The following is a 23,749-nucleotide window of genomic DNA, read 5'->3' on the forward strand; positions in this document are numbered from 1 at the left end:
ATGGATAGAGATTAGGAGAATATCCTGATCTTTTTTCTTTTTTACGAATAATATAGAAAAGGAGGGAAATCATGTTTATTGCGAGAGATGATAGGGGACAGCTGGTAAATGTGTTAGAGGATAAACTTGAGAAGCAAGCATACACCTGCCCAGCTTGTGGAGGTCAGCTCCGTTTGCGTCAAGGACCAAGTGTCCGAACCCATTTTGCTCACAAATCCCTAAAAGACTGTGATTATTCCTCTGAAAATGAAAGCCCAGAACACCTGTCCAATAAGGAAGTCCTCTATCACTGGTTGAAAACAGAGGCTGAGGTGCAATTAGAATACCCGCTTCCAGAGCTTAAACAGATTGCAGATGTATTTGTAAATGGCAATCTAGCTCTAGAAGTTCAGTGTAGTCCCTTGCCTCAAAAAATTCTTAAAGAGCGTAGTGAGGGCTATCGTAGTCAGGGTTACCAAGTACTGTGGTTGCTAGGAGAAAAACTTTGGCTCAAGGAGCGTTTGACTCGTCTGCAAGAAGGTTTTCTATACTTCAGTCAAAACATGGGATTTTATGTTTGGGAAGTAGACAAGGAAAAACAGGTTTTAAGGCTTAAATATCTCATTCACCAGGATCTCCGCGGCAAACTCCATTATCAGATTAAGGAATTTACCTATGGTCACGGTAGTCTACTGGAGATATTACGTTTTCCCTATAAGAAACAAAAAATATCTCATTTTACAGTTTCTCAGGACAAGGACATCTGTCGCTATATCCGGCAACAACTGTACTATCAAAATCCCTTTTGGATGAAAGAACAAGCAGAAGCCTATCAAAAGGGAGAAAATCTCCTAACTTATGGGCAAAAAGAATGGTATCCACAAATTCGACCAATAGTAGGTGAGTTTTGTCAAATTGAGAAGGACTTGACCAGATATTATCAGTATTTTCAAACCTATTACCAACAAAATCCTCAAAATGATTGGCAAAAGCTCTATCCACCAGCCTTTTATCAGCAATATTTCTTAAAAAATATGGTAGAATAGAAAGAATGGAGGAATCTAATGGTATTACAAAGACATGAAATAAATGAAAAAGATACATGGGATCTATCAACGATCTACCCCACTGATCAGGCTTGGGAAGAAGCCTTAAAAGATTTCACAGAACAGCTGGAGAAAGTAAGCCAGTATGAAGGCCATCTTTTGGATAGTCCGGATAGCCTACTAGAAATTACTGAATTTTCTCTTGAAATGGAACGCCAGATGGAGAAGCTTTACGTCTATGCTCATATGAAGAATGATCAGGATACACGTGAAGCCAAGTACCAAGAGTACTATGCCAAGGCAATGACACTCTACAGCCAGCTAGACCAAGCCTTTTCATTCTATGAGCCTGAATTTATGGAGATTAGTGAAAAGCAGTATGCTGCCTTTCTAGAGGCTCAACCAAAATTACAGGTTTATCAACACTATTTTGACAAGCTTTTACAAGGCAAGGAACATGTTCTATCACAACGTGAAGAAGAATTATTGGCTGGAGCTGGAGAAATCTTTGGTTCGGCAAGTGAAACCTTCGCTATCTTGGACAATGCGGATATTGTATTCCCTTATGTCCTTGACGATGATGGTAAAGAAGTTCAGCTATCTCATGGGACTTATACACGTTTGATGGAGTCTAAAAACCGTGAGGTGCGTCGTGGTGCCTATCAAGCTCTTTATGCGACTTATGAACAATTCCAACACACCTATGCTAAAACCTTACAAACCAATGTTAAGGTGCAAAACTACCGTGCCAAAGTTCGCAACTACAAGAGTGCTCGTCATGCAGCCCTTGCAGCAAATTTTGTTCCAGAAAGTGTTTATGACAATTTGGTAGCAGCAGTTCGCAAGCATTTGCCCCTCTTGCATCGTTACCTTGAGCTGCGTTCAAAGATTTTGGGGATTTCAGACCTCAAGATGTATGATGTCTACACACCGCTTTCGTCTGTCGAATATAGTTTTACTTATGAAGAAGCCTTGAAAAAAGCAGAAGAAGCCCTGGCAGTCTTGGGTGAGGATTACTTGAGCCGTGTCAAACGTGCCTTCAGCGAGCGTTGGATTGATGTTTACGAAAATCAAGGCAAGCGTTCAGGGGCTTACTCTGGTGGTTCTTACGATACTAATGCCTTTATGCTTCTTAACTGGCAGGACAATCTGGACAATCTCTTTACCCTTGTCCATGAGACTGGTCACAGTATGCATTCTAGCTATACTCGCGAAACGCAACCTTATGTTTACGGAGATTACTCTATCTTCTTGGCTGAGATTGCATCAACTACCAATGAGAATATCTTGACGGAGAAATTGTTGGAGGAAGTGGAAGACGACGCAACACGCTTTGCTATTCTCAATAATTTCTTAGATGGTTTCCGTGGAACAGTTTTCCGCCAAACTCAATTTGCTGAGTTTGAACACGCGATTCACCAAGCGGATCAAAATGGTGAAGTCTTGACAAGCGATTTCCTAAATAAACTCTATGCAGACTTGAACCAAGAGTATTATGGTTTGAGTAAGGAAGACAATCCTGAAATCCAATACGAGTGGGCTCGCATTCCACACTTCTACTATAACTACTATGTATATCAATATTCAACAGGTTTTGCAGCAGCCTCAGCCTTGGCTGAAAAGATTGTTCATGGTAGTCAAGAAGACCGTGACCGCTATATCGACTACCTCAAGGCAGGTAAATCTGACTATCCACTTAATGTCATGAGAAAAGCTGGTGTTGATATGGAGAAGGAAGACTATCTCAACGATGCTTTTGCAGTCTTCGAACGTCGTTTGAATGAGTTTGAAGCCCTTGTTGAAAAATTGGGATTGGCATAAGATGGTTGAATCATATAGCAAGAATGCCAACCATAACATGCGTCGTCCTGTCGTCAAGGAAGAAATTGTGGACTTAATGCGTCAGCGTCAAAAGCAAGTCACAGGATCTTTGAAAGAATTAGAAGACTTTGCCCGCAAGGAAAATATTCCCATTATTCCCCATGAAACGGTATCTTATTTCCGTTTTCTCATGGAAACCATACAACCTAAAAACATTCTGGAAATTGGGACGGCTATCGGTTTTTCAGCCCTCTTGATGGCGGAACATGCGCCAAAGGCCAAGATTACAACCATTGACCGCAATCCAGAGATGATTGGATTTGCCAAGGAAAATTTCGCCCAGTTTGACAGTCGCAAGCAAATCACTCTCCTAGAGGGAGATGCGGTAGATGTCTTATCTACCTTGACAGAGTCCTATGATTTCGTCTTTATGGATTCAGCCAAGTCTAAATACATCGTCTTTCTGCCAGAAATCCTCAAACATTTGGAAGTCGGTGGTGTGGTTGTCTTGGATGATATTTTCCAAGGCGGTGATGTTGCCAAGGACATTATGGAAGTTCGTCGTGGCCAGCGAACCATTTATCGAGGACTTCAAAGACTATTTGATGCAACCTTAGACAATCCAGGACTCACCGCAACATTAGTACCTCTGGGGGACGGCATTCTCATGCTTCGTAAAAATCTAGCAGATGTTCAATTACCTGACAGCGAATGATTTTCAGAAAAATTTAAGAAAATATAGTAAAATAGATAGGGTAACACTTATCTCAAAGGAGTAGACATGAAGAAAAAATTATTGGCAGGAGCCATTACACTATTATCAGTAGCAACTTTAGCAGCTTGTTCAAAAGGTTCAGAAGGGGCAGACCTTATCAGCATGAAAGGAGATGTTATCACAGAACATCAATTTTATGAGCAAGTGAAAAGCAATCCTTCAGCCCAACAAGTGTTGTTGAACTTGACCATCCAAAAAGTATTTGAGAAGCAATATGGCTCAGAAGTAGATGACAAAGAAGTCAACGATACTATTGCCGAAGAAGAAAAACAATATGGTGAGAACTACCAACGTGTCTTGTCACAAGCAGGTATGACTCTTGAAACACGTAAAGCTCAAATTCGTACAAGTAAATTAGTTGAGTTGGCAGTTAAGAAGGCAGCAGAAGCTGAATTGACAGATGATGCTTATAAGAAAGCCTTTGATGAGTACACTCCAGATGTAACGGCTCAAATCATCCGTCTTGATAATGAAGATAAGGCCAAAGAAGTTCTCGAAAAAGCCAAAGCTAGTGATGCAGACTTTGCTCAATTAGCTAAAGATAACTCAACTGATGAGAAAACTAAAGCGAATGGTGGAGAAATCACCTTTGATTCTGCTTCAACAGAAGTACCAGAACAAGTTAAGAAAGCGGCATTTGCTCTAGATGTAAACGGTGTTTCTGATGTGATCACAGCCGCTGGCACACAAGCTTACAGTAGCCAATATTACATTGTAAAACTCATTAAGAAAACAGAAAAATCATCTAATATTGATGACTACAAAGAAAAATTAAAAACTGTTATCTTGACTCAAAAACAAAATGATTCAACATTTGTTCAAAGCATTATCGGAAAAGAATTACAAGCAGCCAATATCAAGGTTAAGGACCAAGCCTTCCAAAATATCTTCACCCAATATATTGGTGGCGGAGATTCAAGCTCAAGTAGTTCATCAAAAGAATAAAACAGAAAAGAGCCAAGTGCTCTTTTTCTTATGACAAAAATGGTCTATCTGATGGATAAGAGTTTTTTTCTTTCGGAAAAAATGGTATAATAGCAATCAAAACTAGAAAACAAACGGAATTTGGGAAGCAATTGTGTTGTTCTCATTAGATTGGTGATACTATGAAGATTAGTAAAAGGCACCTGTTAAATTATTCTATTCTAGTTCCTTACTTACTTTTATCTATTTTGGGCTTGATTGTGGTTTATTCGACAACCAGTGCTATTTTAATTCAAGAAGGCCAAAGTGCACTGCAATTGGTCCGAAGTCAGGGACTATTTTGGATATTTAGTTTGATACTGATTGCCTTGATATATAAGTTGAAACTGAATTTTTTAAGAAACGAACGTCTTCTATTTATCGTTATGTTCGTTGAGCTGATTCTATTAGCCTTGGCTCGGATAATTGGTATTCCTGTCAATGGAGCCTATGGCTGGATTTCTGTAGGACCTTTGACCATTCAGCCAGCCGAATACTTGAAAATTATTATTATTTGGTATCTAGCAAATAAATTTTCCAAACAACAAGAGGATATAGCTATTTATGATTTTCAAGTTTTGACACAGAATCAGTGGCTTCCTCGTGCGTTTAATGACTGGCGATTTGTTCTCTTTGTACTGATTGGGAGCCTTGCTATTTTTCCAGATTTGGGGAATGCTTCTATTTTAGCTTTGGTTGCCTTGATTATGTATACGATTAGTGGTATCGCTTATAGATGGTTTATTGCCTTTTTGGGAATTTTGGTGGGAGTTTCTGCCTTATCCTTATCACTTATTTCTTTTATAGGGGTTGATAAATTTTCAAAAATTCCAATATTTGGCTACGTTGCTAAGCGTTTCAGTGCCTACTTTAATCCCTTTGCCGATTTGGCAGGAGCAGGCCACCAACTCGCAAATTCCTATTTTGCCATGGTAAATGGTGGTTGGTTTGGTCTAGGTTTAGGAAATTCAATTGAAAAACGTGGCTATTTACCAGAGGCCCATACAGATTTTGTATTTTCAATTGTTATCGAAGAATTTGGATTTGTAGGGGCCAGCTTGATTTTAGCACTTGTCTTTTTCCTTATTTTACGAATCATCCTAGTAGGAATTCGTGCTAAGAATCCCTTTAATTCTATGATGGCGATTGGAGTTGGGGGGATGATGTTGGTACAGGTCTTTGTCAATATCGGTGGAATTTCTGGCATTATTCCCTCGACAGGAGTAACTTTCCCTTTCTTATCGCAAGGAGGAAATAGTCTTCTGGTCTTGTCTGTAGCCATCGCCTTTGTCTTAAATATTGATGCAAGTGAAAAGCGTGCTCAATTGTATGAGGAGTTAGAAGCTCACTCCTCAAACTATATGTAGAGCTGATAGTGGAAAGGATTACCTATGTCTCTTCAAAAATTAGAAAACTATAGTAATAAAGCTGTCGTGCAAGAAGAAGTATTGATTTTAACAGAATTGTTAGAAGATATCACTAAAAATATGCTTGCCCCAGAGACTTTTGAAAAAATTATGGAGTTGAAAGAATTGTCAACTCAAGAAGATTATCAAGGCTTGAACCAATTGGTTACTAGTCTGTCAAATGATGAAATGGCTTATATTTCACGCTATTTCTCTATCTTGCCCCTCTTGATTAATATTTCAGAAGATGTGGATTTAGCTTATGAAATCAACCACCAAAATAATATTGATCAAGATTATCTTGGTAAGTTGTCAGCAACAATCAAAATGGTTGCAGAAAAAGAAAATGCGGTTGAAATTCTTGAACACTTGAATGTTGTTCCTGTTTTGACAGCCCATCCAACACAAGTGCAACGTAAGAGTATGTTGGATTTGACCAACCATATCCACACCCTCTTGCGTAAGTATCGTGATGTGAAATTAGGCTTGATTAATAAGGAAAAATGGCATAATGATCTCCGTCGTTACATTGAGATTATCATGCAGACAGACATGATTCGTGAAAAGAAATTGAAAGTAACCAATGAAATCACGAATGTTATGGAATACTACAATAGTTCATTCCTGAAAGCTGTTCCTCATTTGACTGCTGAGTACAAGCGTCTGGCTAAAAAACACGGCTTGGAGTTGAAACATCCTAAACCAATTACCATGGGAATGTGGATTGGTGGAGACCGTGATGGGAATCCTTTTGTTACAGCAGATACCTTGAAACAATCTGCTATGACTCAGTGTGAAGTCATCATGAACTACTATGATGAAAAGATTTACCAACTTTATCGTGAATTCTCTCTCTCAACCAGTATTGTCAATGTCAGCAAGCAAGTCAGAGAAATGGCTCGTCAATCTAAGGATAACTCTATTTACCGTGAAAAAGAGCTTTACCGCCGTGCCTTGTTTGATATTCAATCAAAAATCCAAGCAACAAAAACCTATCTGATTGAGGATAAGGAAGTTGGGGCTCGCTATGAAACGGCCAATGATTTTTATAAGGATTTAATTACTATTCGTGATTCCCTCTTGGAAAATAAGGGTGAAGCACTGATTTCTGGTGATTTTGTTGAGTTAATTCAGGCAGTTGAAATTTTTGGTTTCTATTTGGCATCTATTGACATGCGTCAAGATTCTAGTGTTCATGAGGCCTGTGTAGCAGAACTCTTGAAATCAGCAGGTATTCATTCTCATTATAGTGAATTAAGTGAAGAAGAAAAATGCCAGCTTCTTTTGAAAGAATTAGAAGAAGATCCACGTATTCTTTCTGCCACTCACGTTGAAAAATCAGAGTTACTTGAAAAAGAATTAGCAATCTTTAAGGCTGCTCGTAAGTTGAAAGATAAGTTGGGAGATGATGTCATTCGTCAGACCATCATTTCACATGCAACCAGCGTATCAGACATGTTGGAATTGGCTATCTTGTTAAAAGAAGTAGGGCTAGTTGATAAAGAAAGAGCCCGAGTCCAAATTGTTCCTCTCTTTGAAACAATTGAGGACTTGGATCACTCAGAAGAAACCATGAGAGAATATCTTTCTCTTCCTCTTGCTAAGAAATGGATTGCTTCTCGCAATAACTATCAAGAAATCATGCTTGGTTACTCTGATAGTAATAAAGATGGTGGCTACCTATCATCATGTTGGACCCTCTACAAGGCTCAACAACAATTGACTGCTATTGGAGATGAATTTGGCGTTAAGGTTACCTTCTTCCATGGCCGTGGTGGGACTGTCGGTCGTGGTGGTGGACCAACCTATGAAGCCATCACATCTCAACCGCTCAAATCTATCAAGGATCGTATCCGTTTGACGGAGCAGGGTGAAGTAATTGGGAATAAATACGGTAACAAAGACGCAGCCTACTATAACCTTGAAATGCTGGTTTCAGCGGCCATTAACCGTATGATTACGCAGAAGAAGAGCGATACCAATACCTCAAATCGTTATGAAGCTATTATGGACCAAGTAGTGGACCGTAGTTACGATATCTACCGTGATTTGGTCTTTGGTAATGACCATTTCTATGATTATTTCTTCGAGTCAAGTCCAATCAAGGCTATTTCAAGCTTTAATATTGGTTCTCGTCCAGCCGCTCGTAAGACGATTACTGAAATCGGTGGTTTGCGAGCTATCCCTTGGGTGTTCTCATGGTCGCAAAGTCGTGTTATGTTCCCTGGCTGGTATGGAGTTGGTTCAAGCTTCAAAGAATTTATCGATAAAAATCCAGAGAATATCGCTATCTTACGAGATATGTACCAAAATTGGCCTTTCTTCCAATCGCTTCTTTCAAATGTTGATATGGTCTTATCAAAATCAAATATGAACATTGCTTTTGAATATGCCAAACTTTGTGAGGATGATCAAGTAAAAGCAATCTATGAGACTATTCTAAATGAATGGCAAGTTACCAAGGAAGTCATCTTGGCTATCGAAGGTTACGATGAACTCTTGGCTGAAAATCCATATCTAAAAGCAAGTTTGGATTACCGTATGCCTTACTTTAATATCCTTAACTATATCCAGTTGGAGTTGATTAAACGTCAACGTCGAGGAGAATTATCAAGCGATCAAGAAAAATTAATCCATACAACCATCAACGGAATTGCGACAGGATTGCGTAATTCAGGCTGAGACCCATCAAACTTCCTCTTTTCCATAGGGGAAGTTTTTGATATTTCAAAAAAATGCTAAAAGAGTCTTGACAAGTAGTTGAAAAATGATATAATTTAACCATTCAGAAAAGTAATCATTCAAACTTTTTAGAGAGTCTGTGGTAGCTGAAAACAGATAAGTGATGATGATGAAAATTGGGCTGGATGTTATTTAGAATTTGAAATCATAAAAATTCGGTGAGCACACCTTACAGTGCATCTCGTTATTGCGAGACAGAGCGATAGGGAAATTCCCTATAATTGAGGTGGTACCGCGCATCGACGTCCTCACACAAGTTTTTTGTGTGAGGACTTTTTTGATGGAGGTTAGTATGGAAAAAAAACGATGGCGTCGCTTGTTTAGATAAGTGAAGTATTTTAAAGGAATAAAAGGAGAAATAGAATGAAAAATAAACGTTTAATTGGAATTATCGCTGCATTGGCAGTCTTAGTAGCAGGAAGCTTGATTTACTCTTCAATGAATAAACCAGAAGCTAAGAATGAGAAGAAAGTTGCCAAAGTTGGTGTTCTTCAGTTTGTGAGCCATCCATCTCTTGACTTGATTTATAAAGGGATTCAAGATGGACTTGCAGAAGAAGGTTATAAAGATGACCAGTTGAAGATTGACTTTATGAACTCAGAAGGTGACCAAAGTAAGGTTGCGACAATGAGTAAACAATTGGTTGCAAATGGGAATGACCTTGTGGTTGGTATTGCAACACCAGCTGCTCAAGGTTTGGCTAGTGCAACAAAAGACCTACCGGTTATCATGGCTGCTATTACAGACCCAATTGGTGCTAACTTGGTCAAAGATTTGAAAAAACCAGGTGGTAACATTACAGGGGTGTCTGACCACAATCCAGCTCAACAACAAGTTGAACTCATTAAGGCTCTTACACCAAATGTAAAAACAATCGGAGCCCTTTACTCAAGTAGCGAAGACAATTCAAAAACACAGGTTGAAGAATTTAAGGCTTATGCTGAAAAAGCAGGTTTGACAGTCGAAACATTTGCTGTTCCTTCAACAAATGAAATTGCTTCAACAGTCAATGTTATGACTAGCAAGGTTGATGCTATCTGGGTTCCAATCGACAACACCATTGCATCTGCATTTTCAACAGTTGTATCAAGCAACCAATCAGCTAAAAAACCAATCTACCCAAGCGCAACTGCCATGGTAGAAGCTGGTGGTTTGGCATCAGTTGTAGTTGACCAACATGACCTTGGTGTGGCAACAGGTAAAATGATTGCGCAAGTCTTGAAAGGTGCAAAACCAGCTGATACTCCAGTCAATGTCTTTTCAACTGGTAAGTCAGTAATTAACAAAAAATTGGCACAAGAGCTAGGTATTACGATTCCTGAATCTGTTCTTAAAGAAGCAGGACAAGTAATTGAATAATCTGTAATGGAGGAGTTGGGGACATCTCCTCCAATTTTTTACAATAGAAATCGTATAGAAAAGGTTAAGAAACAGATGATATTATCTATTATTTCTCAAGGATTTGTCTGGGCTATTTTAGGTCTGGGAATCTTTATGACATTTAGGATTTTGAACTTTCCAGATATGACGACAGAAGGTTCCTTCCCTCTTGGGGGCGCTGTTGCTGTCACTTTGATAACCAAAGGCGTGAATCCCTTTTTAGCGACACTTATTGCTGTTGGAGCAGGTTGTTTGGCTGGAATGGCAGCAGGCCTTCTTTATACAAAAGGGAAGATCCCAACCTTGCTCTCAGGGATTTTGGTGATGACTTCCTGTCACTCTATCATGCTCTTGATTATGGGACGTGCGAATTTAGGACTGCTTGGAACTAAGCAAATTCAGGATGTTTTGCCTTTTGATTCAGACTTGAACCAACTCTTGACAGGTCTCATCTTTGTGAGTATTGTTATTGCTCTCATGCTCTTTTTCTTGGACACCAAACTAGGACAAGCCTATATTGCTACAGGTGACAATCCTGATATGGCTAGAAGTTTCGGGATTCATACTGGACGCATGGAGCTCATGGGATTGGTCTTATCAAATGGTGTGATTGCCCTTGCAGGAGCTCTCATTGCCCAGCAAGAAGGGTATGCCGATGTATCTCGAGGAATCGGGGTTATCGTTGTGGGGCTTGCAAGTTTGATTATTGGAGAAGTTATCTTCAAGAGTTTGAGCTTGGCAGAACGTCTGGTTACCATCGTTGTAGGTTCTATTGCTTATCAATTCTTAGTGTGGGCAGTTATTGCGCTTGGCTTTAATACAAGTTACCTTCGTTTGTACAGCGCCGTGATTTTAGCAGTCTGCCTCATGATTCCAACATTTAAGCAAACAATCTTGAAAGGAGCCAAATTAAGCAAATGACAGCAATTGTAGAATTAAAAAATGCAACCAAAATCGTTAAAAATGGCTTTGATGAAGAAAAGATTATTTTAAATGATGTTTCCTTAGAAATTTTTGAACAGGACTTTATCACGATTTTAGGTGGAAATGGTGCTGGGAAATCAACCCTCTTTAACACTATTGCAGGAACTTTATCACTAACCAGTGGAACTATCCGTATTTTAGGTGAGGATGTTACCAAGTTTTCACCAGAGAAGCGCGCTAAGTATCTGTCTCGTGTCTTCCAAGATCCAAAGATGGGGACAGCTCCTCGTATGACAGTGGCAGAGAATCTCTTGATTGCCAAATTTCGTGGTGAAAAGCGTGGATTGTTACCACGACGCTTGACTAGTTATAAGGATGAATTTCAAGCGACCATTGAAAAAGTAGGAAATGGTCTTGAGAAACACTTGAATACGCCAATTGAGTTCTTATCAGGTGGGCAAAGACAGGCCTTGAGTCTCTTGATGGCAACCTTGAAGCGTCCTGAATTACTCTTGTTAGACGAGCATACTGCGGCCCTTGATCCAAAGACCAGTGTGGCTTTGATGGAATTGACAGATGAATTTGTCAAGAAAGATCAGTTGACAGCCCTTATGATTACCCACCACATGGAAGATGCTCTCAAATATGGTAATCGCTTGATTGTTATGAAAGAAGGTCGTATCATCCAAGATTTGAACCAAGAAGATAAAGCAAAGATGAAAATCTCTGATTATTATCAACTCTTTGAATAAAGTAGGGAAAATGAGTGAAATGGTTTACTTTTTTCTCTGAAATAAAGTATACTATATAAAGTAAACTATGATAACATGGAGGTATTGTGTATGGTTGACAAACAAGTCATTGAAGAAATCAAAAACAATGCCAACATTGTGGAAGTCATAGGAGATGTGATTTCTTTACAAAAGGCAGGACGGAACTATCTAGGGCTCTGTCCTTTTCATGGTGAAAAAACACCTTCTTTTAACGTTGTAGAGGACAAGCAGTTTTACCACTGTTTTGGTTGTGGTCGCTCTGGTGATGTCTTTAAGTTCATCGAGGAGTACCAAGGGGTTCCCTTTATGGAGGCTGTCCAAATCTTAGGTCAGCGTGTCGGGATAGAGGTGGAAAAACCGCTTTATAGTGAACAGAAGCCAGCCTCGCCTCACCAAGCTCTTTATGATATGCATGAAGATGCTGCCAAATTTTATCATGCTATTCTCATGACAACGACCATGGGGGAAGAGGCCAGAAACTACCTCTATCAGCGTGGTTTGACAGATGAAGTGCTCAAGCATTTTCGGATTGGTTTGGCACCTCCAGAACGAAACTATCTCTATCAACGTTTGTCTGGTCAGTATCGTGAAGAGGATTTCCTGGATTCAGGACTGTTTTATCTCTCGGATGCTAATCAATTTGTAGATACCTTTCACAATCGGATTATGTTTCCCCTGACAAATGACCAGGGAAAGGTCATTGCCTTCTCAGGTCGTATCTGGCAGAAAACGGATTCACAAACTTCTAAGTATAAAAATAGCCGATCGACTGTAATTTTTAACAAAAGTTACGAATTATATCATATGGATAGGGCAAAAAAATCTTCTGGTAAAACCAGTGAGATTTACCTTATGGAAGGGTTCATGGATGTCATTGCAGCCTATCGGGCTGGAATCGAAAATGCTGTAGCGTCTATGGGAACGGCCTTAAGTCGTGAGCATGTTGAGCATCTGAAAAGGTTAACCAAGAAGTTGGTTCTTGTTTACGATGGCGATAAGGCTGGGCAAGCTGCGACATTGAAAGCGCTGGACGAAATTGGTGATATGCCTGTGCAGATCGTCAGCATGCCTGATAACTTGGACCCAGATGAATATCTACAAAAAAATGGTCCAGAAGATTTGGCCTATCTATTAACGAAAACTCGTATTAGTCCGATTGAGTTCTACATTCACCAGTATAAGCCTGAAAATAGTGAAAATCTGCAAGCTCAGATTGAGTTTATTGAAAAAATAGCTCCCTTGATTGTTCAAGAAAAGTCCATCACTGCTCAAAACAGCTATATTCATATTTTAGCTGACAGTCTGGCGTCCTTTGATTATGCCCAGATTGAGCAGATTGTTAATGAAAGCCGTCAGGCACAAAGGCAGAATCGCATGGAAGGAATTTCCAGACCGACGCAAATCACTATGCCTATCACCAAGCAGTTATCGGCTATTATGAGGGCAGAAGCCCATCTACTTTATCGAATGATGGAATCTCCTCTTGTTTTGAACGATTACCGTTTGCGAGAAGATTTTGCATTTGACACACCTGAATTTCAGGTCTTATATGACTTGCTTTGTCAGTATGGAAATCTTCCCCCAGAAGTTTTAGCAGAACAGACAGAGGAAGTTGAAAGAGCTTGGTACCAAGTCTTAGCTCAGGATTTACCTGCTGAGATGTCACCGCAGGAACTTAGTGAAGTAGAAATGACTCGAAACAAGGCTCTCTTGAATCAGGACAATATGAGAATCAAAAAGAAGGTGCAGGAAGCTAGCCATGTAGGAGATACCGACACAGCCTTAGAAGAATTGGAACGTTTAATTTCACAAAAGAGAAGAATGGAGTAACAATGGCAACAAAACAAAAAGAAGTAACAACATTTGACGTGCAAGTAGCAGAATTTATCCGTAATCATAAGCAAAAAGGGACAGCAACAGATGATGAAATCAATGCTAGTCTGGTTATTCCTTTTACCTTGGATGCTGATGGGATTGAAGATCTCTTGCAACGGATTCAGGATGCAGGGATTTCTATCACAGATAACGAAGGAAATCCAAGTGCACGTGTTCTTAGTGCTGAAGAAGAACCAGAACTTAGCGATGAGGATTTGATTGGTTCAACTTCGGCTAAGGTCAATGACCCTGTCCGTATGTACTTGAAAGAAATCGGGGTCGTTCCTCTCTTGACCAATGAAGAGGAAAAAGAATTGGCACTAGCAGTTGAAGCTGGTGATATCGAAGCCAAACAACGTCTTGCGGAAGCCAACCTTCGTTTGGTTGTTTCTATTGCCAAACGCTATGTCGGCCGTGGTATGCAGTTCCTTGACTTGATTCAAGAAGGGAACATGGGCTTGATGAAGGCGGTTGACAAGTTTGACTATTCTAAAGGATTCAAGTTCTCAACTTACGCAACTTGGTGGATCCGTCAGGCTATCACTCGTGCTATTGCGGACCAAGCTCGTACCATCCGTATCCCGGTCCACATGGTTGAAACCATCAATAAATTGGTTCGTGAACAGCGTAACCTCCTTCAAGAATTGGGACAAGATCCAACACCTGAGCAAATCGCTGAACGAATGGATATGACCCCTGACAAGGTTCGTGAAATCTTGAAGATTGCTCAAGAACCAGTATCTCTTGAAACTCCAATTGGTGAAGAGGATGATAGCCATCTTGGGGACTTTATCGAAGATGAAGTGATTGAAAATCCAGTGGACTATACAACTCGTATCGTTTTGCGTGAGCAGTTGGATGAGGTCTTGGATACTCTTACAGACCGTGAAGAAAATGTTCTACGTTTGCGTTTTGGACTAGATGATGGAAAAATGCGCACCCTTGAAGATGTGGGTAAAGTCTTTAACGTGACTCGCGAGCGTATCCGTCAGATTGAAGCTAAGGCTTTGAGAAAACTACGCCAACCAAGTCGTAGCAAACCGCTTCGTGATTTTATTGAAGACTAAGAGTGAGGATAAATATGGCTTATACAGAAGAGCAAATTGAAAACATCAAAACACGGATTTTAACAGCCTTGGAAGAAGTCATCGACCCTGAGTTGGGAATCGATATTGTCAATCTTGGTTTGATTTATGAGATTCGTTTTGACGGCGACACAGGGCAAACAGAGATTGATATGACGTTGACAACTATGGGTTGTCCCCTGGCAGATCTTTTGACAGACCAGATTTATGATGCCATGACAGAGGTTCCAGAAGTAACGGATACTGAGGTCAAATTAGTTTGGTATCCAGCCTGGACTGTTGAAAAAATGAGTCGCTATGCACGCATTGCCCTAGGAATTAAGTAAACAAATAAAAGCATGTGAGAGATTATTGGAAAAGCGAGGAAATTTCCCCCTCTTTTCCTCTAGTCTCTCCTTTCTTTTGCTGATTTTATTCAAAGAAAATGATATAATAGTAGTCATGGAAAAAAAGAAATTACGCATCAATATGTTGAGTTCAAGTGAGAAAGTAGCAGGACAAGGAGTTTCAGGTGCTTACCGTGAATTAGTTCGTCTTCTTCACCGTGATGCCAAGGACCAATTGATTGTTACAGAAAATCTTCCAATCGAGGCAGATGTGACTCACTTTCATACAATTGATTTCCCCTATTATTTATCAACCTTCCAAAAGAAACGCTCAGGGAGAAAGATTGGCTATGTGCATTTCTTGCCTGATACACTTGAGGGAAGTTTGAAAATTCCATTTTTCTTAAAGGGAATTGTGAAACGTTATGTATTTTCTTTTTACAACCGGATGGAACACTTAGTTGTGGTCAATCCTATGTTTATTGAGGATTTGGTGGCAGCTGGTATTCCACGTGAAAAAGTGACCTATATTCCTAATTTTGTCAATAAGGAAAAATGGCATCCACTTCCACAAGAAGAGGTAGCGAGACTGCGAACAGAGCTAGGTCTTAGTGACAATCAGTTTATCGTAGTAGGTGCTGGTCAAGTTCAGAAGCGCAAAGGGATTGACGATTTTATCCGTCTGGCTGAGGAATTGCCGCAAATTACCTTTATCTGGGCCGGTGGTTTCTCTTTTGGTGGTATGACAGATGGTTATGAACGCTACAAGAAAATGATGGAAAATCCTCCTAAAAATTTGATTTTTCCAGGTATTGTCTCACCAGAGCGGATGCGCGAGTTGTATGCCCTAGCGGATCTTTTCTTGCTTCCTAGTTACAATGAGCTCTTTCCGATGACGATTTTAGAGGCTGCCAGTTGTGAAGCTCCGATTATGTTGCGTGATTTGGATCTTTATAAGGTGATTTTAGAGGGGAATTATCGGGCGACAGCAGACAGAGAAGAAATGAAAGAAGCTATTTTAGAATATCAAGCAAATCCTGCTGCTTTAAAAGATTTGAAAGAAAAAGCTAAGAATATTTCTAGAGAGTATTCAGAAGAGCATCTGTTACAAATCTGGTTGGACTTTTATGAGAAACAAGCCGCTTTAGGGAGAAAGTAAAAAGTGAGGTAATCTATGCGAATTGGTTTATTTACAGATACCTATTTTCCTCAGGTTTCAGGTGTTGCGACCAGTATTCGAACCTTGAAAACCGAACTTGAAAAGCAGGGGCACGCTGTTTTTATCTTTACGACGACAGATAAGGATGTCAATCGTTATGAAGATTGGCAAATTATCCGCATTCCAAGTGTTCCCTTCTTTGCTTTTAAGGATCGCCGCTTTGCCTATCGAGGATTCAGCAAGGCGCTTGAAATTGCTAAACAATATCAACTGGATATTATCCATACTCAGACAGAATTTTCTCTTGGCTTGTTGGGGATTTGGATTGCGCGAGAATTGAAGATTCCAGTCATCCATACCTATCACACCCAGTACGAAGACTATGTGCATTATATTGCCAAGGGGATGTTGATTCGTCCTAGTATGGTCAAGTATCTGGTCAGAGGTTTCCTGCACGATGTGGATGGGGTTATTTGCCCGAGTGAGATTGTCCGTGACTTGTTATCTGACTATAAGGTCAAGGTGGAAAAGAGAGTTATTCCAACTGGTATTGAATTAGCCAAGTTTGAACGTCCAGAAATCAAGCAAGAAAATCTGAAAGAACTGCGTACTAAACTAGGGATTCAAGATGATGAAAAGATGTTGCTTAGCCTTTCCAGAATTTCCTATGAAAAAAATATTCAAGCAGTACTAGCAGCCTTTGCAGAAGTTCTGAAAGAAGAAGACAAGGTTAAACTGGTGGTATCTGGGGATGGTCCTTATCTGGATGACCTCAAAGAGCAAGCCCAGAAACTAGAGATTCAAGACTCTGTTGTCTTTACAGGGATGATTGCTCCTAGTGAGACAGCTCTTTACTATAAGGCGGCGGATTTCTTCATCTCGGCATCGACAAGTGAAACCCAAGGCTTGACCTACTTGGAAAGCTTAGCTAGTGGGACTCCTGTAATTGCACATGGAAATCCTTATCTGGACAATCTGATCAATGGCAAGATGTTTGGAACCTTGTATTACGGTGAACATGATTTGGCTGGTGCTATTTTGGAAGCCCTGATTGCAACACCAGACATGAATGAGCATACTTTATCAGAGAAGTTGTACGAGATTTCAGCTGAGAACTTTGGAAAACGGGTGCATGAGTTTTATCTTGACGCTATTATTTCAAATAATTTCCAGAAAGATTTAGCCAAAGATGATACGGTCAGCCAGCGTATCTTTAAGACAGTTTTGTATCTACCGCAAAAGGTGGTCGCTGTGCCTGTAAAAGGCTCTAGACGCATGCTGAGGGCTTCAAAAACACAGTTAATCAGCATCAGAGATTATTGGAAAGACCATGAAGAATAGAAAGAGGAATAGCTATGAAAAAACAATTAATGAGAAGCAGTCGTGATAAAAAGATTGCTGGTGTTTGTGCTGGAGTGGCCCATTATCTAGATATGGATCCAACTATCGTTCGAGTCATTTGGGGTGTCCTTGCTTGCTGTTACGGAGCGGGAGTTCTAGCTTATATCATTTTATGGATTATCGCACCTGTAGCAAGTGACTATTGAAAACTAGCTCAATTCATGCTAAGATAATAGAAAATAGAATGCAACGAAGGAGAGAAAAATGGCATTTGGAGATAATGGAAATCGTAAAAAAACTATGTTTGAGAAAATAACCTTGTTTATCGTGATTATCATGCTAGTAGCAAGTTTATTGGGAATTTTTGCAACTGCAATTGGTGCCCTTAGTAATCTATAGAATAGATTCAAGAAAATTTAGTGACTGGGATTTCCCAGCCCTTTTTTAAAGTGAGAAGAAAAAATGAGTATGTTTTTAGATACAGCCAAGATTAAGGTCAAGGCTGGTAATGGTGGTGATGGCATGGTTGCCTTTCGCCGTGAAAAATATGTCCCTAATGGCGGTCCTTGGGGCGGTGATGGTGGTCGTGGAGGCAATGTCGTCTTCGTTGTAGACGAAGGACTACGTACTCTCATGGATTTCCGCTATAACCGTCATTTCAAGGCTGATTCTGGTGAAAAAGGAATGACCAAAGGGATGCATGGTCGTGGTGCAGAGGATCTCAGAGTTCGTGTTCCACAAGGTACGACTGTGCGTGATGCGGAAACTGGCAAGGTCTTGACAGATTTGATTGAACATGGTCAAGAATTTATCGTTGCCCACGGTGGTCGTGGTGGACGTGGAAACATCCGATTTGCGACACCAAAAAATCCTGCACCTGAAATCTCTGAAAATGGAGAACCAGGTCAGGAACGTGAGTTACAATTGGAACTAAAAATCTTGGCAGATGTCGGTTTAGTAGGTTTCCCATCTGTAGGGAAATCAACACTTTTAAGTGTTATCACATCTGCTAAACCTAAAATTGGTGCCTACCACTTTACGACCATTGTGCCAAATCTAGGTATGGTTCGCACCCAATCAGGTGAATCCTTTGCAGTAGCCGATCTACCAGGTTTGATTGAAGGCGCTAGTCAAGGTGTTGGTTTGGGAACTCAGTTCCTCCGTCACATCGAGCGTACACGTGTCATCCTTCACATCATTGATATGTCAGCTAGCGAAGGCCGTGATCCTTATGAGGATTATCTTGCCATTAACAAGGAGTTGGAGTCATACAATCTTCGTCTCATGGAGCGTCCACAGATTATCGTAGCCAACAAAATGGACATGCCTGAGAGTCAAGAAAATCTTAAAGAATTTAAGAAAAAATTGGCTGAAAACTACGATGAATTTGAAGAGTTACCAGTTATCTTCCCAATTTCTGGTTTGACTAAGCAAGGTTTGGCTACGCTTTTGGATGCTACAGCTGAATTGTTAGACAAGACACCAGAATTCTTGCTCTATGACGAGTCAGATATGGAAGAAGAAGCATACTACGGCTTTGACGAGGAAGAAAAAGCCTTTGAAATTAGTCGTGATGACGATGCAACATGGGTGCTTTCTGGTGAAAAACTCATGAAACTCTTTAACATGACCAACTTTGATCGTGACGAATCTGTCATGAAATTTGCCCGCCAGCTTCGTGGCATGGGAGTTGATGAAGCTCTTCGTGCGCGTGGTGCTAAGGATGGGGACTTGGTCCGCATTGGTAAATTTGAATTTGAATTTGTAGACTAGGAGACTAGTATGGGAGATAAACCGATATCTTTCCGAGATGCGGATGGCAATTTCGTTTCCGCTGCAGATGTTTGGAATGAAAAGAAATTGGAAGAACTATTTAATCGTCTCAATCCAAATCGTGCTCTGAGATTGGCACGAACTAAAAAAGACAATCCATCTTAAATACATAAGATAAAACTCCAATCATTAGTCAAGTTAACTGTAACAAATAGAAGCTAAGATCGAGAAAGGGCAAAATTTGTCCTTTCTTTTTACTTATAAATTATAATATATTGAAATAGAATATAAACAAATAGACTAGGGAATTCAAATCAAATTTCTAACAAGGCTTTATAAGTCGTGTTGTCCTATTCTAGCTTCAAGAAGCAGTATTTTTTCTATTAAAAAGAATTTTTTTACAAAAATAGTTGGTTATTTAGTTTATTTATGCTATAATAGGAGCAATTATTTTTAGGAGGTGTCATTATGTCTTATTTGTTTGAGATATTACCGAGTTTATTGAGCGGTGCAAGCATGACTTTACAGGTTTTTGCACTGGTCTTGATTTTTTCTATTCCCTTGGGCGTTTTAATTGCCTTTGCCTTGCAAGTCCATTGGAAGCTCCTCCATCATCTGATTAACATTTATATTTGGATCATGCGGGGTACACCTTTGCTTTTGCAATTGATTTTTATTTATTATGTGCTCCCAAGTATTGGGATCCGTTTAGACCGCCTTCCTGCAGCCATTATTGCCTTTGTTCTGAATTATGCGGCTTACTTTGCTGAAATCTTTCGTGGGGGGATTGATACCATTCCTAAAGGTCAATATGAGGCTGCCAAGGTCTTGAAGTTTAGTCCCTTTGACACAGTGCGCTATATTATTTTGCCCCAAGTGACCAAGATTGTTCTTCCTAGTGTTTTTAATGAGGTTATGAGTTTGGTCAAGGATACTTCTCTGGTCTATGCTCTAGGAATTTCAGACCTCATCTTGGCTAGTCGAACAGCTGCCAACCGTGACGCTAGCCTGGTTCCCATGTTCTTGGCAGGTGCTATTTACTTGATTTTGATTGGGATTGTGACCATTCTTGCCAAAAAAGTTGAGAAGAAGTACAGTTACTATAGATAGGAGGCTACCATGTTAGAATTACGAAATATCAATAAGGGATTTGGTGAAAAGCAAATTTTGTCCAATTTCAGTTTAAGAATTCCTGAAAAGCAAATCCTAGCTATCGTTGGGCCTTCTGGTGGAGGTAAGACAACTCTCTTACGTATGCTTGCAGGTCTTGAAACCATTGATTCAGGGCAAATCTTTTATAATGGAGAACCTTTAGAGCTGGATGAATTGGAGAAGCGGAATCTACTGGGATTTGTCTTCCAAGATTTTCAACTGTTCCCTCATTTATCAGTTCTGGACAATTTGACCTTATCTCCTGTAAAAACCATGGGAATGAAGCAGGATGAGGCTGAGCAGAAGGCGCGAGGTCTTTTGGAACAATTAGGACTGGCAGGACATGCAGATGCCTATCCTTTCTCACTATCTGGTGGGCAAAAGCAACGGGTGGCCTTGGCGCGTGCTATGATGATTGACCCAGAAATCATTGGCTACGATGAACCAACTTCGGCCCTAGATCCAGAATTACGCTTGGAAGTGGAAAAACTGATCTTGCAAAATAGGGAACTTGGCATGACCCAGATTGTGGTTACCCACGATTTGCAGTTTGCTGAAAATATCGCAGATCAGATTCTCAAGGTTGAGCCCAAGTAGGAGGTGCCAATGACTAATAAGAAAATTGCTTTGGTATTGGTTTCGCTCCTGACTCTCTTTTTAACAGCTTGTACTCAGAAGGCTAGCGATCCAAAGCAGGATAACTGGTATAAGTATCAAGAGCAAGGCAGTATAACCATTGGTTTTGACAATACCTTTGTACCCATGGGATTTGAAGAAAAGAATGGCCAATATACGGGCTTTGATATTGACTTAGCACAAGCAGTTTCTGAAAAATTAGGTTTTAAGGTGCAATTTCAGCCAATTGACTGGGATATGAAGGAGACGGAACTGCAAAATGGAACTATAGATGCCATCTGGAATGGCTATTCTGCCACTGATGAACGCCGAGAGAAGGTTGCCTTTAGCATTCCATATATGGAAAATCAGCAAGTTCTGGTTGCGAAGAAAAGCCAGCAAATTCATTCAGTAGAGAATATGAAGGATAAGACCTTGGGAGCCCAAGCCGGTTCCTCTGGTTATTTAGACTTTGAAGCCCAGCCAGATTTATTGAAAAATCGTGTCAAAGACCAGAAGGCCAATCAGTACCAGAGTTTTAATGAGGCCTTGATTGACTTAAAGAATGATCGGATTGATGCCTTGTTGATTGACCGAGTGTATGCTAATTACTATCTTCAGTCTGAGGGGATATTAAATGACTATAATGTCTTTTCAGCTGGATTTGAAAGTGAATCTTTTGCAGTAGGAGTTAGACCAGCTGACAAAAGATTACTACAAGCTTTAAACCAAGCTTTTGTTCAACTATACCAAGAAGGGAAGTTCCAGGAAATCAGCCAAAAATGGTTTGGAGAAGATGTGGCAACTAAAGAAGTGAAAAGTAGAGATTGAGTTTTTACTCAGTCTCTTTTTTGCATCAAAAAATCCTCTGACAAGAGCCAGAGGATAAGAGCTTATACTCAATGAAAATCAAAGAGCAAACTAGGAAGCTAGCCGCAGGCTGTACTTGAGTACGGCAAGGCAACGCTGACGTGGTTTGAAGAGATTTTCGAAGAGTATTATTTCATTGTTGGGAAGAGCAATACATCACGGATAGTAGTTGTATCAGTGAGAAGCATGCAGAGACGGTCGATACCGATTCCCAAACCACCTGTTGGTGGCATACCGTATTCAAGAGCCTCGATGTAGTCATAATCGATACCTGTTGCTTCATCGTCACCAAGTTCTTTAGCTTTAGCTTGGGCTTCAAAGCGACTAAGTTGGTCGATTGGATCGTTGAGCTCAGTAAAGGCATTACCGTACTCCTTAGTCATGATGAAGAGCTCGAAACGGTCAGTAAAGCGTTGGTCTTCAGGATTCTTCTTAGCGAGTGGAGATACAGCTACTGGATGTCCATAGACAAAGGTTGGTTGGATCAAGGTTTCTTCAACAAACTCTTCAAAGAAGGCATTGATAATGTGACCAACTTCAGTGTAGTGTTTCTCAACTGGAACTTTCTTCTCAGCAGCAATAGCTTTGGCTTCCTCGAAAGTCATATCTTGCCAGAAATCGACACCAGTAATTTCTTTAATAGCATCCACCATGTGAACACGTTTAAATGGTTCGTTAATCTTGATTTCAGTACCTTGATAGTTGACTGGACCATCACCTTTAACTGATTTAGCAGCGTGTTGGATAATGCCTTCAGTCAAGTCCATGATATCTTGGAAGTCTGCATAAGCTTGGTAAACTTCGATAGAAGTGAACTCAGGGTTATGAGTAGCGTCCATTCCTTCGTTACGGAAGATACGGCCAATTTCATAGACGCGTTCCATACCACCGACGATAAGGCGTTTCAAGTGAAGCTCAGTCGCGATACGAAGTACCATGTCAATGTTTTGGGCATTGTGGTGGGTGATAAATGGACGGGCAGCAGCACCACCAGCTTCATTGTGAAGAACAGGTGTTTCCACTTCAAGGAAACCTTTTTGATCAAGGTAACGACGGATTTCAGAGATGATTTTTGAACGAGTGACAAAGCGCTCAAAGCTTTCACGGTTAGAAATCAAGTCAAGGTAACGTTTACGGTAAATTGTTTCAACGTCTGTCAAACCGTGGAATTTCTCTGGTAGAGGACGAAGAGCCTTAGACAAGTGTGTGATGTGAGTAGCCTTGATAGAGAGTTCTCCCATATCTGTACGCATTACTTCGCCTTCGACACCAAGGAAGTCACCAAGGTCTGCTTTTTTGAAGATTTCGTAGTTTTCTTCACCGACAGCATCCTTGCGAACGTAGATTTGGATTTGACCTTCGCGGTCTTGAAGGTGGGCAAAACCTACTTTACCTTTACCACGTTTGGTTACCAAGCGTCCTGCGATAGTTGCTGTTTCATTTTTATCATGTAATTGTTCTTTATCGAGGTCAGCAAATTTATCTTTTAATTCTTGTGAATTTGCAGTGCGTTCAAAGCGTTTTCCGAAAGGATCGATTCCTTGTTCACGGAGCGCAGCCATTTTTTCACGGCGAACGATCTGCTGGTCATTTAGTTCTTCCATATGTTCTGTTGACATGGGATCCTCCTAGTTTTACTCAAAATTGAATACGATGAGTCATTTTTTGCGATACTTCCATTTTATCATAAATAAGCAAGAAATTCACGGATAATCTTTCAAAACTAAAAAGAACTTGACGCTAT

At 40.2% G+C, this 23,749-nt stretch carries 22 protein-coding genes and 1 other annotated feature; of the genes, 21 read left to right on the forward strand and 1 reads right to left on the reverse strand.

The window, feature by feature from the left end; genetic code table 11:
• Window positions 1–71 precede the first annotated feature (71 nt).
• The 21 genes from SK608_RS04400 (at window position 72) to SK608_RS04500 (ending at window position 21,966) form a co-directional block, all read left to right on the forward strand.
• On the forward strand, window positions 72–1,025 hold the full coding sequence (locus tag SK608_RS04400; protein WP_023942780.1) for a competence protein CoiA: 954 nt from the start codon (window positions 72–74) through the stop codon (window positions 1,023–1,025).
• Between the two features lie 18 nt (window positions 1,026–1,043).
• Window positions 1,044–2,846: an oligoendopeptidase F gene (gene pepF, locus SK608_RS04405; RefSeq protein ID WP_033676870.1), complete on the forward strand. Its 1,803-nt coding sequence runs from the start codon at window positions 1,044–1,046 to the stop codon at window positions 2,844–2,846.
• A gap of 1 nt (window position 2,847) precedes the next feature.
• Window positions 2,848–3,561, forward strand: coding sequence for an O-methyltransferase (locus tag SK608_RS04410; protein WP_082242445.1), 714 nt, complete (start codon window positions 2,848–2,850; stop codon window positions 3,559–3,561).
• Window positions 3,562–3,627: 66 nt separating this feature from the next.
• The gene (gene prsA / locus SK608_RS04415) at window positions 3,628–4,566 is read left to right on the forward strand and encodes a peptidylprolyl isomerase PrsA (protein WP_033676872.1); all 939 of its coding nucleotides are present in this window, start codon (window positions 3,628–3,630) and stop codon (window positions 4,564–4,566) included.
• Window positions 4,567–4,727: 161 nt separating this feature from the next.
• On the forward strand, window positions 4,728–5,951 hold the full coding sequence (gene ftsW, locus SK608_RS04420; protein WP_033676874.1) for a cell division peptidoglycan polymerase FtsW: 1,224 nt from the start codon (window positions 4,728–4,730) through the stop codon (window positions 5,949–5,951).
• A gap of 24 nt (window positions 5,952–5,975) precedes the next feature.
• Complete coding sequence (gene ppc / locus SK608_RS04425) at window positions 5,976–8,672, forward strand: phosphoenolpyruvate carboxylase (protein ID WP_033676876.1); 2,697 nt, start codon at window positions 5,976–5,978, stop codon at window positions 8,670–8,672.
• Between the two features lie 95 nt (window positions 8,673–8,767).
• Window positions 8,768–8,985 (forward strand) — a binding site (T-box leader).
• A 110-nt stretch (window positions 8,986–9,095) separates the two neighbouring features.
• Window positions 9,096–10,091, forward strand: coding sequence for a tryptophan ABC transporter substrate-binding protein (gene trpX, locus SK608_RS04430; RefSeq protein ID WP_004259575.1), 996 nt, complete (start codon window positions 9,096–9,098; stop codon window positions 10,089–10,091).
• Between the two features lie 75 nt (window positions 10,092–10,166).
• Window positions 10,167–11,033, forward strand: a complete 867-nt coding sequence (locus tag SK608_RS04435; protein ID WP_033677769.1) for an ABC transporter permease — start codon at window positions 10,167–10,169, stop codon at window positions 11,031–11,033.
• Entirely contained in the window at window positions 11,030–11,788 is a 759-nt protein-coding gene (locus SK608_RS04440) for an ABC transporter ATP-binding protein (RefSeq protein WP_033676879.1), read from the forward strand. Before SK608_RS04435 ends, SK608_RS04440 begins: the two co-directional genes overlap by 4 nt.
• Window positions 11,789–11,878: 90 nt before the next feature.
• The gene (dnaG, locus tag SK608_RS04445) at window positions 11,879–13,639 is read left to right on the forward strand and encodes a DNA primase (protein WP_033676882.1); all 1,761 of its coding nucleotides are present in this window, start codon (window positions 11,879–11,881) and stop codon (window positions 13,637–13,639) included.
• Window positions 13,640–13,641: 2 nt separating this feature from the next.
• Window positions 13,642–14,751, forward strand: a complete 1,110-nt coding sequence (gene rpoD / locus SK608_RS04450; RefSeq protein ID WP_004259586.1) for an RNA polymerase sigma factor RpoD — start codon at window positions 13,642–13,644, stop codon at window positions 14,749–14,751.
• Window positions 14,752–14,765: 14 nt separating this feature from the next.
• Window positions 14,766–15,095, forward strand: coding sequence for a metal-sulfur cluster assembly factor (locus SK608_RS04455; protein WP_000331929.1), 330 nt, complete (start codon window positions 14,766–14,768; stop codon window positions 15,093–15,095).
• 115 nt (window positions 15,096–15,210) lie between these two features.
• A complete protein-coding gene (gene cpoA, locus SK608_RS04460) occupies window positions 15,211–16,254 on the forward strand; it encodes an alpha-galactosylglucosyldiacylglycerol synthase (RefSeq protein ID WP_033676884.1) in 1,044 nt (347 codons plus the stop codon).
• Between the two features lie 15 nt (window positions 16,255–16,269).
• Complete coding sequence (locus SK608_RS04465; RefSeq protein WP_001219438.1) at window positions 16,270–17,595, forward strand: glycosyltransferase family 4 protein; 1,326 nt, start codon at window positions 16,270–16,272, stop codon at window positions 17,593–17,595.
• Between the two features lie 29 nt (window positions 17,596–17,624).
• Window positions 17,625–17,801, forward strand: a complete 177-nt coding sequence (locus SK608_RS04470) for a PspC domain-containing protein (protein WP_025170891.1) — start codon at window positions 17,625–17,627, stop codon at window positions 17,799–17,801.
• 58 nt (window positions 17,802–17,859) lie between these two features.
• A complete protein-coding gene (locus tag SK608_RS04475; protein ID WP_000863859.1) occupies window positions 17,860–17,994 on the forward strand; it encodes a DUF4044 domain-containing protein in 135 nt (44 codons plus the stop codon).
• Between the two features lie 63 nt (window positions 17,995–18,057).
• Window positions 18,058–19,368, forward strand: a complete 1,311-nt coding sequence (gene obgE, locus SK608_RS04480; RefSeq protein WP_033676888.1) for a GTPase ObgE — start codon at window positions 18,058–18,060, stop codon at window positions 19,366–19,368.
• Window positions 19,369–19,377: 9 nt separating this feature from the next.
• The gene (locus SK608_RS04485; protein WP_000502580.1) at window positions 19,378–19,533 is read left to right on the forward strand and encodes a hypothetical protein; all 156 of its coding nucleotides are present in this window, start codon (window positions 19,378–19,380) and stop codon (window positions 19,531–19,533) included.
• Window positions 19,534–19,836: 303 nt separating this feature from the next.
• Complete coding sequence (locus SK608_RS04490; RefSeq protein WP_000120835.1) at window positions 19,837–20,478, forward strand: amino acid ABC transporter permease; 642 nt, start codon at window positions 19,837–19,839, stop codon at window positions 20,476–20,478.
• Between the two features lie 9 nt (window positions 20,479–20,487).
• On the forward strand, window positions 20,488–21,117 hold the full coding sequence (locus SK608_RS04495) for an amino acid ABC transporter ATP-binding protein (protein ID WP_000891755.1): 630 nt from the start codon (window positions 20,488–20,490) through the stop codon (window positions 21,115–21,117).
• Window positions 21,118–21,126: 9 nt separating this feature from the next.
• Window positions 21,127–21,966, forward strand: a complete 840-nt coding sequence (locus SK608_RS04500) for an amino acid ABC transporter substrate-binding protein (protein WP_000182491.1) — start codon at window positions 21,127–21,129, stop codon at window positions 21,964–21,966.
• Window positions 21,967–22,133: 167 nt separating this feature from the next.
• Here the strand turns inward: SK608_RS04500 and lysS are convergent, their stop codons facing one another.
• The gene (gene lysS / locus SK608_RS04505) at window positions 22,134–23,624 is read right to left on the reverse strand and encodes a lysine--tRNA ligase (protein WP_033676892.1); all 1,491 of its coding nucleotides are present in this window, start codon (window positions 23,622–23,624) and stop codon (window positions 22,134–22,136) included.
• Window positions 23,625–23,749: the final 125 nt, after the last annotated feature.

The organism is Streptococcus mitis subsp. hohhotensis, from assembly GCF_000722775.1.
GTDB lineage: Bacteria > Bacillota > Bacilli > Lactobacillales > Streptococcaceae > Streptococcus > Streptococcus carlssonii.

What these genes read in the sequence shown, in the direction of transcription:
- SK608_RS04400 (WP_023942780.1), top strand. Translation starts at nt 72, where the DNA reads ATGTTTATTGCGAGAGATGATAGGGGACAGCTGGTAAATGTGTTAGAG.
- pepF (WP_033676870.1), top strand. Translation starts at nt 1,044, where the DNA reads ATGGTATTACAAAGACATGAAATAAATGAAAAAGATACATGGGATCTA.
- SK608_RS04410 (WP_082242445.1), top strand. Translation starts at nt 2,848, where the DNA reads ATGGTTGAATCATATAGCAAGAATGCCAACCATAACATGCGTCGTCCT.
- prsA (WP_033676872.1), top strand. Translation starts at nt 3,628, where the DNA reads ATGAAGAAAAAATTATTGGCAGGAGCCATTACACTATTATCAGTAGCA.
- ftsW (WP_033676874.1), top strand. Translation starts at nt 4,728, where the DNA reads ATGAAGATTAGTAAAAGGCACCTGTTAAATTATTCTATTCTAGTTCCT.
- ppc (WP_033676876.1), top strand. Translation starts at nt 5,976, where the DNA reads ATGTCTCTTCAAAAATTAGAAAACTATAGTAATAAAGCTGTCGTGCAA.
- trpX (WP_004259575.1), top strand. Translation starts at nt 9,096, where the DNA reads ATGAAAAATAAACGTTTAATTGGAATTATCGCTGCATTGGCAGTCTTA.
- SK608_RS04435 (WP_033677769.1), top strand. Translation starts at nt 10,167, where the DNA reads ATGATATTATCTATTATTTCTCAAGGATTTGTCTGGGCTATTTTAGGT.
- SK608_RS04440 (WP_033676879.1), top strand. Translation starts at nt 11,030, where the DNA reads ATGACAGCAATTGTAGAATTAAAAAATGCAACCAAAATCGTTAAAAAT.
- dnaG (WP_033676882.1), top strand. Translation starts at nt 11,879, where the DNA reads ATGGTTGACAAACAAGTCATTGAAGAAATCAAAAACAATGCCAACATT.
- rpoD (WP_004259586.1), top strand. Translation starts at nt 13,642, where the DNA reads ATGGCAACAAAACAAAAAGAAGTAACAACATTTGACGTGCAAGTAGCA.
- SK608_RS04455 (WP_000331929.1), top strand. Translation starts at nt 14,766, where the DNA reads ATGGCTTATACAGAAGAGCAAATTGAAAACATCAAAACACGGATTTTA.
- cpoA (WP_033676884.1), top strand. Translation starts at nt 15,211, where the DNA reads ATGGAAAAAAAGAAATTACGCATCAATATGTTGAGTTCAAGTGAGAAA.
- SK608_RS04465 (WP_001219438.1), top strand. Translation starts at nt 16,270, where the DNA reads ATGCGAATTGGTTTATTTACAGATACCTATTTTCCTCAGGTTTCAGGT.
- SK608_RS04470 (WP_025170891.1), top strand. Translation starts at nt 17,625, where the DNA reads ATGAGAAGCAGTCGTGATAAAAAGATTGCTGGTGTTTGTGCTGGAGTG.
- SK608_RS04475 (WP_000863859.1), top strand. Translation starts at nt 17,860, where the DNA reads ATGGCATTTGGAGATAATGGAAATCGTAAAAAAACTATGTTTGAGAAA.
- obgE (WP_033676888.1), top strand. Translation starts at nt 18,058, where the DNA reads ATGAGTATGTTTTTAGATACAGCCAAGATTAAGGTCAAGGCTGGTAAT.
- SK608_RS04485 (WP_000502580.1), top strand. Translation starts at nt 19,378, where the DNA reads ATGGGAGATAAACCGATATCTTTCCGAGATGCGGATGGCAATTTCGTT.
- SK608_RS04490 (WP_000120835.1), top strand. Translation starts at nt 19,837, where the DNA reads ATGTCTTATTTGTTTGAGATATTACCGAGTTTATTGAGCGGTGCAAGC.
- SK608_RS04495 (WP_000891755.1), top strand. Translation starts at nt 20,488, where the DNA reads ATGTTAGAATTACGAAATATCAATAAGGGATTTGGTGAAAAGCAAATT.
- SK608_RS04500 (WP_000182491.1), top strand. Translation starts at nt 21,127, where the DNA reads ATGACTAATAAGAAAATTGCTTTGGTATTGGTTTCGCTCCTGACTCTC.
- lysS (WP_033676892.1), bottom strand. Translation starts at nt 23,624, where the DNA reads ATGTCAACAGAACATATGGAAGAACTAAATGACCAGCAGATCGTTCGC.